The sequence below is a fragment of the Ginsengibacter hankyongi genome (assembly GCF_008710285.1).
GTDB classification, from domain to species: Bacteria; Bacteroidota; Bacteroidia; order Chitinophagales; family Chitinophagaceae; genus Ginsengibacter; species Ginsengibacter hankyongi.
In genome coordinates this window covers 260,427-272,718 of record NZ_VYQF01000004.1, presented here as the reverse complement: position 1 = coordinate 272,718, position 12,292 = coordinate 260,427, and the positions used below count along the sequence as shown (strand labels likewise).

The 12,292-nt window shown below is 40.1% G+C and carries 7 protein-coding genes; 1 reads left to right on the top strand and 6 read right to left on the bottom strand.

The window, feature by feature from the left end; all coding sequences use genetic code 11:
• Positions 1-10: 10 nt before the first annotated feature.
• The 4 genes from FW778_RS15620 to FW778_RS15605 form a co-directional block, all read right to left on the bottom strand.
• The gene (locus FW778_RS15620) at positions 11-3,352 is read right to left on the bottom strand and encodes a VCBS repeat-containing protein (protein WP_235906285.1); all 3,342 of its coding nucleotides are present in this window, start codon (positions 3,350-3,352) and stop codon (positions 11-13) included.
• 209 nt (positions 3,353-3,561) lie between these two features.
• Positions 3,562-5,259: a RagB/SusD family nutrient uptake outer membrane protein gene (locus FW778_RS15615; protein ID WP_202552283.1), complete on the bottom strand. Its 1,698-nt coding sequence runs from the start codon at positions 5,257-5,259 to the stop codon at positions 3,562-3,564.
• Positions 5,260-5,285: 26 nt separating this feature from the next.
• Positions 5,286-8,255: a SusC/RagA family TonB-linked outer membrane protein gene (locus FW778_RS15610; protein WP_150415734.1), complete on the bottom strand. Its 2,970-nt coding sequence runs from the start codon at positions 8,253-8,255 to the stop codon at positions 5,286-5,288.
• Positions 8,256-8,657: 402 nt separating this feature from the next.
• A complete protein-coding gene (locus FW778_RS15605; RefSeq protein ID WP_150415733.1) occupies positions 8,658-9,047 on the bottom strand; it encodes a hypothetical protein in 390 nt (129 codons plus the stop codon).
• Between the two features lie 457 nt (positions 9,048-9,504).
• On the opposite strand from FW778_RS15605, the gene FW778_RS15600 reads away from it, so the two are divergent.
• A complete protein-coding gene (locus FW778_RS15600) occupies positions 9,505-10,146 on the top strand; it encodes a DUF6266 family protein (RefSeq protein WP_150415732.1) in 642 nt (213 codons plus the stop codon).
• 174 nt (positions 10,147-10,320) lie between these two features.
• Here the strand turns inward: FW778_RS15600 and FW778_RS15595 are convergent, their stop codons facing one another.
• Together FW778_RS15595 and FW778_RS15590 are read right to left on the bottom strand one after the other, a co-directional pair.
• Entirely contained in the window at positions 10,321-11,259 is a 939-nt protein-coding gene (locus FW778_RS15595) for a serine hydrolase (protein ID WP_150415731.1), read from the bottom strand.
• A 175-nt stretch (positions 11,260-11,434) separates the two neighbouring features.
• Positions 11,435-12,190 (bottom strand): 3-keto-disaccharide hydrolase, encoded by a 756-nt coding sequence (locus FW778_RS15590; protein ID WP_150415730.1) that lies wholly within the window; start codon positions 12,188-12,190, stop codon positions 11,435-11,437.
• Positions 12,191-12,292 lie beyond the last annotated feature (102 nt).

Sequence of the window (12,292 nt, the reverse complement as noted above, 5' to 3'; positions counted from 1 at the left end):
CTTTATTTAATTACTGTAAGTCCATAACCTTTTTTGTCTTCTCTTTCACTTCGTACAATGCCGGGTATTCATCATTGATAAGAAACAATAGGTAATCTTTTTCGCCCGAAGGAATTTCTACTATATCTTTTACTTCACCTTTTATTTCCAGCCCGGATTGATTATAATCCAATCTTGTAAATCCGCCTTTGTGATCGTTAATGAGAATGTCACCATAGCTGGCATCCAGTCTTCCAAACTGTGGTGGAAATCCATACTTATTTCCACCTAAAATTAAATCCATAAATCCATCATTATTTATATCCATTTGATGTATGGCATTTATAGAAGAAATTTGTGTTAAGGGCGGTAATTTTTCAATTACAAAATGGCCATCCCCTTTGTTGAGTGCAATGATTGAAGAACCGTAGTTGAATTCCTTCACAATGCTCTTACTTAGTATATCCTTGGGGAACAATTCTGCCATTGTTTTTTTAGCATACTCTGCATGTTTCAAATTTTTCTTTTTAATGGCAGGTATCTGGTCCTGGAGCTCATGTTTTAAAAATACGGTCTTATCCTGTCCGTCTACTGTACGCGTGAGTATTTTATCAAGATTGCCATTGTTATTGAAATCGTTTATCCATAATTTAACAGGATCCTGCAGGTCGGGCCTCAGGTAAAAATTTTCACCAATGTTTCCCAATACAATATCCTGGCGGCCATCACCATCAAAATCTCCAACTGATATAGACTGCCACCAACCGTACAAACTGTCGAGATTCGTTTTTACCTCATTAAAATGATCGCCGCTATATGAAAAAATTCTTGGAGTCATCCATTCACCGGCTATAATTAATTCTTTCTTTTTATCGCCGGTTACATCCGCCCACGCTGCTGCCGTTACCATCCCTATAGACGAAATATCCGGATTTTTCGTTTTTGCCATATCTGTAAAATGACCTTTGCCATCATTCACAAATACATAGCTGGACGGATTAATGCCGTAGTTTTGAGGAACACTTCTGCCACCAACAAATAAATCCAGGTCGCCATCATCATCAAAGTCATACGGTATAACCACTGATATATTTGAAGTATTATTTGGAAATGCTGAAGCATCGATAGTGAAATTTCCTTTACCATCATTTTTATAAAGCCGCAATTGCATCTGCTTGCTAACGGGAGGAAAACTGTTTCCCCCGGGTCCTATCAATAAGTCAAGATCACCATCATTATCGCAATCAAAAAACACAACAGCCACGTCTTCAAAATCGGCAAAATCATCAAAAATCTTTTCGGGTTTTTTAATGAAGGCGCCGGTCTTGGTTTGTAGATACAATTGACCCGGCTGCCCTGCCGCACCACCAATGTAAACATCCGGAAAACCGTCGCCATTCACGTCACCAACAGCGGCTTTAGGGCCTTCTTTTGAAAGTATTTCCGGCAAGTTACGTTCATAGTAGAAATCATTATAATCGTCTTCCTTATGTTTATCAAAAATATTCTTCGCAGGAGAAAGTAATGGCGGAGGCAATACAGGAGCAATGGTGTCTGGTGAAAGTTTATCCTGGTCAGCTTCGTGTATTACAAGCACCGTATCTGCTGAAAGACTAGTATACTTCGAATACGACCTGTCGGGCCAGCTAATATACATTGAATCTATTTTTGTGGCAGTGCCTAATCCTATAATTTGCTTGTAATCTACTGATGATTGAAATCCCCTGGCAGGTACAACTTCCCTGCTTAATACCTGGTTGCCGACATATAATTTAATTTTACTTCCTATAGCAAACGTATTTTTTCCTTTCCCTTTTAATAAAATGCCGATATAATTATTTTTATTGATTTGCCGGCTATTGTTTTTATAGACAAATGATTTCTCATTTACATTATTTACGATAAGATCGAGGTCTCCATCATTGTCCAAATCCGCATAAGCAGCACCATTTGAAAACGATGGCTGGGTAAAGCCCCAGGCCGTGCTAACATCCTGGAACTTTAAATTTCCCATGTTTCTGAAGGCTTTATTAGGCAACGGATTTACGGGTATATGTTCTAATACTTTATCTACACTTTCCTTTTCACCGGTGAGCACCATTTTTTGAATAACATCGTTTGCAAAAAAGTCCATAAAGTCCAGGTTGGTAACGTCTTTATTGACGCCGTTGCACACATATATATCACCTAATCCATCATTATCGGCATCAAAAATTAATTCACCCCACGTCCAGTCGCTTGCAGCAACGCCACTATAATTTCCGATTTCAGAAAAAGTTCCATTCTTATTATTTAACTGGAGACAATTTTTCATAAACTGGTGGTAAAACCCGGATTTAATCTTGCTGTTATAAAAATCAATATTGTCAAAAGAGCCCAACGTCTTAAGCCGGTAATCATCGGCCGGCAGCATATCTGTCGTAAATATCTCCGGGTAGCCGTCGTTGTTTAGATCACCAACGTCGGTACCCATAGAAGACATACTAATGCTCTGAAGACTTTGCTCCATTTCATCTTTAAAAGTTCCATTTTTCTGGTTAATGTACAGGTAATCTTTTTCATAAGAATCATTGCCCACATAAATATCAGGATAACCATCATTATTAAGATCGCCGATGCTTACGCCCAAACCAAAACTTATTAAACTACCATGTATGCCTGCAGATTGGGTGACTTCAGTAAAATGCCCGTTATCATTCCGGTAAAGATGATCGCCGCCACCCTTTAAAAAAGGAGCTACCGGCCAAAGCGAATCAGGAAGATCGCGCCTGTTGGCATTGTTTAATGTATTAATGGGCATCGGGCTGTTATTGATCATAAAGCAATCCAGGTCACCATCCATATCATAATCGAAAAAAGAAACCTGTGTGGTGTAAGCAGAAATATCTAATCCATATTTATGCGCTTCTTCAGTAAATGTATTATCATGGTTATTGATATACAATTTATTTCGCCTGTTACCGGATTTCATGTGCCCCGAATTGCACACATAAATATCCAGCCAGCCATCTCCGTTGATATCTACAAAGGTTACGCCGGTGCTCCACATACTATCCTGCTTCAGCCCCGCTTTCTGTGATATATCTTCAAATTTTAGATTACCTTTATTGAGGTATAATTTGTTTTCGCCCATATTTGATGTTAGAAAAACATCCGGCAGGCCATCATTATTAATATCTCCTATTGCCACGCCGCCGCCATTATAAAAATTGCGAAACAGGAAACTGTTCTCAAGCTTAGAATCTTCAACTTTATTTACAAAGTCAATTCCTGTATTGTCCATCAATTGAAATAAAGATTCCTTGGGTTTTCGGGTGCAGGAAAAAAATATTACAAGAAGAAAACTTAAAGAAAGCTTTGGTAAATACTTCATTATTTAGAATAATTATTGAACTATTGCTTAGCGAATTTTTTTTGATAAAGGTAAAGAAATGAATACACAACTGTATTTATTCAACTTACCGGTTTTACATTCCAGGGTAAAATTTGCATTTTATTTATGTCATCGAATACACAGTTGCACTAAAAATTAAAAGGCCGTGTAAGGCCTTTTAATTTTATTAAATTATGTTCGAAATACCATTAGTAACCAGGATTCTGTTTCAAATTAGGATTTGCTGCCAGTGCCTGGCTGGGCACAGGGAACAGGAGATTCTTCGGATCGTCTGTCGGTTTATATTGCCAGATGGTATTATAAACTCCAAACCGTTCTAAATCTGTTCTTCTTAAACTCTCCCAATAAAACTCTCTTCCCCTTTCAGCTAACAAGGTATTAACAGCGTAAATATTTGAGGTATTCACCAAGGTTATAGAGGGAAGTGGAGCGGCACTTCTTGCAGCCCGCAAATCATTTACCATACCTAATGCGTGTCCGGGAGCGTTATTAGTTCCCTCAGATGCGTCGATCCTTAATTTAGCTTCGGCCACCATCAATACTACATCAGGATACCTGAAGATCATCAGGTTATTATTGGCCGGACCACCATAATGATTATAATCAGGAGGATATTTTATAACCCTGATCCCTGTAATCTCAAGATTGGTTCCTGTTTCCTTCATATCTGCTGCAATAGCCGGATCAAAAGCCAATGGATTTCCCTTTCTATCTTTTTCCGCGGCGCCGGTTTCATCGTATTGCTGACCAATTAGAAATCCGGACCTGATACCAGAGGTTTGATAGTCGGTCAGGTTGCTCGTAGTCCTTCCGCCCAACCTTTGATCAAGAAGAGTGTCCGCGTTGTTCTTAGCGCCTACACCTGTGAAAAACCCGCCAACTCTATTACTTGCTAACGTAGCAGTAGTTGCTCCAAAACTATTATAAAAATCACTAATTGTGGAGAATCCATTCCAGCCTGCATTGGGCGCCTGCTTATCCCAGCTATTATAGTGCAAGGTCATGTTCCATCGTGCTTCTGTTCCCGCATGATTAGTGCTTACCCCACCAGTATTAGGATACATAAAAATCGCTTCCTTGGTACCATGATTATTGGGGGAGAAATTATCAAAATAATTGGGAGAATAGCTGTACGTGTTGCTTGCTATTATTGCGGTGCCTATTGAAACTACCTTTGCAAGATCAGCTGGGTCAAACGTTGGCGCAGCCCTGTTCGCAAAGGTGCCTTTTTGAAGGTAACATTTCATCAATAAAGTATTTGCAACATCTTTGTTGGCAATATTGGCATTACTACCTGTAGCAGCCGGCAAGTCAGCAACTGCGGCAGTTAATTCACTTATAATAAAATCGGCAGCTTCCGCCCCGGCTTTAACATCCGGTGCTAACAATAAATTATCGCCCGGATTTCTGATTGGGAATTGTCCATATAGATCAAGCAGGTAAAACAACGCATACGCCCTTAAAACTTTTGCCTGCGCCGCCTGGGCTGGCGTAGGATTATAACCCAACACATTGGTTGCATCAAAATTTAATTTATTAAGGTTATTAAATACACTCAGCAACTGTCCGTGATTTGCATCCCAGGTATGATTATGTAACACACGCCATACACCGTTATCATCCCAGTCACCACCCCTTGTAGGAACCAACGACTCATCGGCCGTATTTTCTTCAAGTGAAAATAGCTGGTCTTGTCCTGCTAAAAAAGTAAGATCGGCATATGCCCCGGCAAGTAGATACCCGGTGCCTGCTGGGCCTAAAGCTGCAGCAGCCTGGGAGGTGGAAAGTGTACCATTTAGTTTCCCGTTAAGTTTCGTACAACCAGCCATCACACCTACCGCTAAAAACAGCAGCGCCATTTTTGTTATTTTTTTATAATGTATCATATTCAAAAGATTTATTATTTTATTAATTATAAAGAAAAATTTAACCCAAGCGTAAGTGTTCTTGGAGTTGGATAAGGAATGTACTCTACAGACCTGGAAGGATAACCGCCGGAAGTTTTATCAATATTTACTTCAGGATCAAATCCGCTGAATTTAGTAATAACAAATAAATTGCTACCGCTTATGTATGCGCTAATGTTTTTAAAGTATTTACCTGCATTCCCGAAATTATAGCGAAGCGTAGCGTTCCTAAGTTTCCAATAGTCTCCTTTTTCCAAAAATCTGCTGTTAGCAGCTACCGGACTTCCTGGCTTTTCTTGAGAATTATATGCCTTAAGATCGATGTTTCTTCCTTGTGCAATACCGGCAATATTTGTCACAGCCGTTGCTGTATTATTATATATGAGGTAACCAAATGAACCTCCCATATTAACTCCAAGGGTAAATTTAGTCCATCTTAAAGTAGTGCTAAATCCCGCCAACACTGTAGGATTGGGATTCCCGGAATATACCGGTGATCCACCGTACGTCTGATTACCATTTTGATCAAACCCCTGGAATGGCTTTAAATACCATTCATTAACAGGATAGCCATTTGTGATAATCTGCGACAATGTACCTGATACACCCTGTCCGTCAATTTCCCCGGTAATGATTTGTAGGGGTGCGCCACCCACTGAATTATTAAAATTATTAATAACATTGTGATTGTGAGCAAAGTTACCAGCAACATCCCATGTAAAATCTTTAGTATCTACGATTGTAGCTCCTAAGGCAACTTCAATTCCATCGTTAGTTAATGTTGCATTTTTTAGATTTGTCCAGGCAGTTGCTGATGGTGCAGGCTGGATAGCAACCGTTGAAAATAGAATGTCAGATGTCTTCTTATTATAGTAATCTATAGATCCATAAATTTTCCCTTTTGCAACTCCGAAGTCCAAACCAACATTAAATTGTTTGGTCTCTTCCCATTTCAAATCAGGGTTTTTAACATTGATCTGGCCAACCGTATTAAAGGGCCCAATTGCCACCTGCTCTATACCAGAACCGGCAGGAAATTCCTGGTTACCTGTAATTCCATAAGATGCACGAAGACCAAGATTGGAGAAAATTGTGCTTGTCTTCATGAAACTTTCATTGTTTATCTGCCACTTGGCTGCAACAGAAGGAAAATAGCCATATTTGTTATTCGTACCAAATTTGCTGGATCCATCAGCCCGGAAAGTTCCGGTTAATAAATACCTGTCGTCATAATTAAAGGTCGCCCTTCCAAAATAAGATTGCAACTCCGATGATGGGTTCGCAAAACTATAATAGGGATTTTGTGTCTGGGCATCCGTCATGATATTGGTATAAGGAACGCTAATTCTATTCGCATAATCCAAATTGGTATTGAATCCGGCTGCAGTTACACCGCCTCCGGAGAAATCAGTTTTAAAATATTCATAACCCGCCAAAGCATCCACAGAAAACTTGGTTGAAATGTTCCCGGTGTAGTTCAAAGTATGATCAATTGTATAGGACCTCAGAACATCGGTGGCTATTGCAGCGTTTCCAAGGCCAGAGAGTCCGGGGAAGCCGGGAAGCCAGCCTTCTTCATTTAATTTGCGGCTACCGGTTTCATAATTGATCCCAAATAAAAACTTGTAAGATAAATTGGGGAGTATTTTATAGGCAGCTGAAATATTGCCTAAAAATGCAGATACATTGGTTTTATCATCATAAGCATCAATGATAGCCAGCGGGTTACCTGATCCGGTGCTTGGGAAATTATATTTACCACTGGTACGTAACGGGGCCGTTGGGTTCCAGCTCAAGGCAGACGAAATAACATTTCCCGTTGACCCCGATGTGTTAGCCACCGGAGTAAGGCTCTCACCAAAATTTCCGGCAATTAATCCAAAATCAATTGATAATTTATTATCAATGAAATTATATTGTCCGTTAAAAGTTGCCAGGTATTTCTTCAGATCAGATTTCTTAAGAAATCCGTTATTATCAGCAGCAAGAAATGTTGCCCTGTACTTCCCGGTTTCATTTCCTCCGCTTAAGGCTAAAGAATAGTTTTGGGAAATAGCATCTTGCGTAATAGCTTTAAGAGCATCGGTAGTGGTGCCCCCATCTAAAGTTGCCGGTTCATTATACTTTTTTAAGGCTGACCGATATTGACTCGTACTTAATACTTCAAAGCGTTTCATATATCCGGCAAAAGCGCTGAAACTTACGCCTGCATCAATTCTCATCGGCCCGGAACCTCCTTTCTTTGTCGTTATCATAACAACTCCGTTAGCACCTCTTGAACCGTAAATTGCTGTTCCTGACGCATCTTTCAAAACGTCTATTTGTGCGATAGTATTAGGATCAATAAATAATAACGGATCCGAGTTGGGTGTGCTACCAAAAGCGTTCCCTATATTCGGCCTGGCAGTTCCACCATCGAGAGGAACCCCGTCTACCACATATAATGGATTGTTACCAGCCCGAATGGAAGAAGTACCTCTTATCTGGATAGTAGTTGCGGCGCCGGGTTGGCCACTTGTGTTAGTAACTTCCAAACCGGGGACTTTATTTTGAAGCAATTGATCGGGCGAATTAATTACCCCCTGGTTGAAATCTTTGGCTTTTATAGATGAAACAGCACCAGTATAATCTTTTTTGCGCGCTGATCCATAGCCAATGATAACAACATCAGTCAAAGCGGTTGTAGAGGATTTCATAACCACTTTCACACTGGAAAGATCGGCAACATCTACTCTTTGAGTTTCAGAGCCAACATAACTAATTTGAAGAATGTGTGATTTTGCCGGGAGATTAATGGTAAAGGAACCATCGGCATCGGTTCTTACACCTGTTTTTTGTCCAACAACTATTACAGATGCATCAGCTAACGGAGTACCGTCTGTTGAAGTTACTGTTCCGGTTACTGTTCGTTGTTGCGCCATTGCAAAGACACAAAATAGCATAAACAGGCCGCTAAGCAGAAGTTTTTTTCTCATAATCAAGTAATTAAATAAGTGTTAATGTTTATTTAACGTGTAATTTACACACAATTGTGAAATAATTATCATTTTAAGAAAAAAAAATGTCAACTTTTTTTCATTTTATTTTTCTACGCTCCCAAACATAATTATTAGGTTATAACGAGGCCCGTCCTTTGCAGGTTGCCTCTATTTTTAATAATCTATTTAAATTTCTGTGTTGCATCCCAAACCTAATGAGGATTCCTTTCAGAAATGAGCTATATCATGTTTATCTCGAATGGATATCAGATAACGGATGCAACCATCGTGATAATTTCTGAGGATCTCCATACTATACTTTTATACCATACCCCCACTTGATCGTTTACTTTCGAAGCTTTTGTCACTTTCGAAAGCCCGGCAGATATCGGGTGTTCATCAAAATGTTTGGAAAGTAGCTGACGAAATAAAATCAGTAAAGGCGAGCTCAGTGTTATGGCTAATAGTGCCCCGGGGAGGCAGTAATGATGGTTCCCCCCGTTCGGTAATCACAGTTATAAAAGTAGTGGTAGTTCCTTCCCTGGTGAAGCCGGTTATAGTTCCTGTATCAAAACATCGCTGGTAATTCAGAGAGCCGGCTATAGGTCCCGGCTCTTTATGGAAAGCCTCCGGGATATAATGTGCAATATCCGGGATGGAAATGGTAAACTTACTGCAACCGGATAGCGGCTTATTTTGTAATAATGTTTTTCGAGCAGGTGTGCCAGTGAGCTTACCGCAGGTAATATGTTTTCCTGAACAGCCTGTACTTTCCCCAATAGTATCCAATTTTTCATTATTATCATTTTTTATGTAACAAAGTCCACCCCTCGGTAACCGGGGGTATCATTTAAAAAGAGCAAGGGAAGGAATTACAATTAGAAGTATATATCTACACATTATCACTTAAAAATGAAATAATAAATTCAGCTGCAAAAACTCCGATGATATACTAGCGAAGCACTCCCGTCGTTATATTTATACACCCTTCGCAATAAACTTTCCCACCCCTTCGTTATTTCTCAGTATGGCCTGCGGGCATAGTTGTTTGAAAGGTGTTTGATAGTTTTTCGGTACTTCTTCGGTAGTTGTTCGGTCGGAGTAACCGAACAACTAATATCTTTCTTCCGCCTGTCTTCTGTAAAAGGCAGGGCACAGACAGGTACTAAAGGTATAAGGTGCAATAACAACAGGGATATTACTGAAGAATAAAAATTGATTTTATATAATTTAAAAATAAAAAATTATGGCAACAATTCCTAACGGCATCCTGGGCGGTATACAAGGCCGGGTGGGTACTGTAACCGGCTATAACAGGTATGGCATAGACGTAATTCGCTCTGCAAAAAACAGGGGCACCGTAAAACCTACGGCAAAAAGGCTGGCCCAGCGCAGCAAGATTACCGTATGTAATGCATTTGCAAAAGCCTTTGCGGGCAAAGGGTTTTTTACCAAAACATTCCCGGCCTTTGGCCATACCGGCTCCGGCTATAACCGTGCGGTAAGTGCGCTCATGAGCCTGGCGCTGGTATCTTCGGATAATGGCGTAACCATCAGCTACCCGCTGGTATTGATATCCAAAGGTATGCTGCCGCCTGCGCGGAACGCCGCAGCTTCAGCAACGGATTCGGGTAATATACAATTCACCTGGACGGATAATACAGGCACCGGTACTTCCAAAAAGACAGACAAGGCCATACTGGTTGCTTACTTCCCCGCAACAAACGAAGCAGTATACAGCTTTGACGCAGGAACAAGACAATCCGGCAATGCGATTCTTGAAACTCCCAACAGGCAAGGGCAGCTTGCTGAAACATGGATGGGCTACTTAAGCAATGACGAAGACGATGCAGCCTGCAGTGTGTATACGGGGAGCGTGGTGTTGTAATTTAAGGTTGTGCAGACTACATAGTTTACTACCGCATTCGAAGCGCTACAATTTTTTCATCAATAAGAACAATTCTCTGAGAGAACCGGAACTATCCAAAACCGACTTTTCCTTTTTTGTTGACATACACTCTATTATTAGGTTTTTTGGCACGGCCAGGTTCCATACCGGCTCTCAATGATGCAGGAGACTGATAAAATTGTAAACCCTGTCTGAAAGTTCCTTCATTTGCAACGATACTTTTTCTTCGGTTACCGGGGTAAATAATGCGATAATATATTTGATGTTTCCATCCTCAACAATTCCCACATCGTTTGTATAAATACTCCACCAGCCGGTTTTATGGTAATACATCGTATTATGCGGTAACCCTAAAGATAGTTTGGTAGTATCCAATTGCCGGCCGAGCAAAGCTTTCATTTGCCTGCTCACCCATGGGTTTATTAATTCATTCTTATAAACTTTATACATAAAATCCGCTGCATGCAAAGCACATGTCTCCGTACTTTTTATAGTATCATAACCAGGGTCTTCCAGCTTCCTGCTTAAAAACTTACGGGTAACCTCGCTTCCATACCAACCCATTTCGTGAATAGTTCTATTAATACTATCTCTCGTGGCAACATCAATTAAGCAATTGGCAGCCGCATTGTCACTACGTGTAATCATTAAATCCAGCAGGTAATTGATGGTAACGGTGTCGCCTGCACGCAATAGCGGCCTCGGATCGTAACTTATTTCTTTAGACCTGTCGACATCGTTAGGAGACTTTACAATGTATTGCCTTGATAAGGAAAAGTCTCCGTTACTTACCTGCCTTAGAATCTCCATAGCTACATACATTTTATACACCGATGCCGGATAAATAAAATTGCCACAGTTAACGCAACCCAAAACAGGATGTTTACTATTAAGATCAATTACCGCAAATGAAATTGTTTCCATTCCATCCTCGCCGGCATTCCAGGTGCTGTCTAACCCAACCTCATGTACGATTTTATGCAGGGCTTCATTAAAATTTTTCTTCTGTGTAAAATAGCGAGGAATCTCCGGCTGCCCATAACCGGATGAGAAGAAATAAAAACTTAATATAGGGGATAGTAAATATTTCATTACTTAAAACGAATGCATGTTATATTAATCACAACCTGTTGAAAAAAGGAACAATATCTAAGCCTTATTTATTTACTTAAATGATTTGGCTAACGATTTAAATTTCAGCTTCGACGATAATAGCCGACAAGCATTGCATTGTTGAAGAGCGACTGGGTGATACAGTATAAGCCGGTTAAAGTCTTTTAATCCTAATGTTTTTAAACCATACATCCTCATTATGATCCTGTAAGGAAATTCTTCCTTTTTTGAAAGTACCGAAACCAGGCATGTCTTTAAACTTGCTGATTGCAATCATTTTTTTCCAGTAGTCATTCCACAGGGTGGTTGAAAGTGTATGTGTTCCATTCATATAAAAATCAAGCTTGCCATTTTTTGAAATAATTTCAACATGATTCCATTCTCCCTGCGGATGATCAACTTCTTTTGATGCCAACAGATCGTAGAGGTCGCCCGCACGGTGAGTGTAGAGTCTTCCATCGGGGTGGCCCTGGCGTATAGGGCTGCCGTTATCCAGCACCTGCATTTCCATCCCCGTTTCATAAGTCTCGGAGTATTTTGCGGGATCTTCATGTATATAAAAGATGATACCACTGTTTCCTTTAACCCCGATTTTCCAATCTAATTTCAAATCAAAATTGTCATACTCTTCATTAGTAACCAAATCGCCGGCTTCGCTTTTATCAAGGTTTTTCTGCGCTTCGGCATCCAGGTAAAAGGCCCCGTCTTTTATGCTCCAGGCTTTGCCGGCAGTTTGCTTTCCGTAGCTATGCCATCCATTGGCAGTTTTGCCATCAAATAATAATTTCCAGCCTTCGCTCTTTTCTTTTTGCGTAAGCATATTATCGGCGTCGTGGACTTTTTTTGCCTGTGGAAAGCTGTTACTAACGCATAGGATAGACGCAATCAGGAGAATAGATATTTTATTCATTATTATATTTTAAAGATTAGAAAAAGAAACTAAATTACCGTCAAATTAAGTTTTATTTTCGATAACAAGTTTTCATACTAAGGGCTCCGGAACAGCAGGAAA

What these genes read in the sequence shown, in the direction of transcription:
- FW778_RS15620 (WP_235906285.1), bottom strand. Translation starts at nt 3,352, where the DNA reads ATGAAGTATTTACCAAAGCTTTCTTTAAGTTTTCTTCTTGTAATATTT.
- FW778_RS15615 (WP_202552283.1), bottom strand. Translation starts at nt 5,259, where the DNA reads ATGATACATTATAAAAAAATAACAAAAATGGCGCTGCTGTTTTTAGCG.
- FW778_RS15590 (WP_150415730.1), bottom strand. Translation starts at nt 12,190, where the DNA reads ATGAATAAAATATCTATTCTCCTGATTGCGTCTATCCTATGCGTTAGT.
- FW778_RS15610 (WP_150415734.1), bottom strand. Translation starts at nt 8,255, where the DNA reads ATGAGAAAAAAACTTCTGCTTAGCGGCCTGTTTATGCTATTTTGTGTC.
- FW778_RS15600 (WP_150415732.1), top strand. Translation starts at nt 9,505, where the DNA reads ATGGCAACAATTCCTAACGGCATCCTGGGCGGTATACAAGGCCGGGTG.
- FW778_RS15595 (WP_150415731.1), bottom strand. Translation starts at nt 11,259, where the DNA reads ATGAAATATTTACTATCCCCTATATTAAGTTTTTATTTCTTCTCATCC.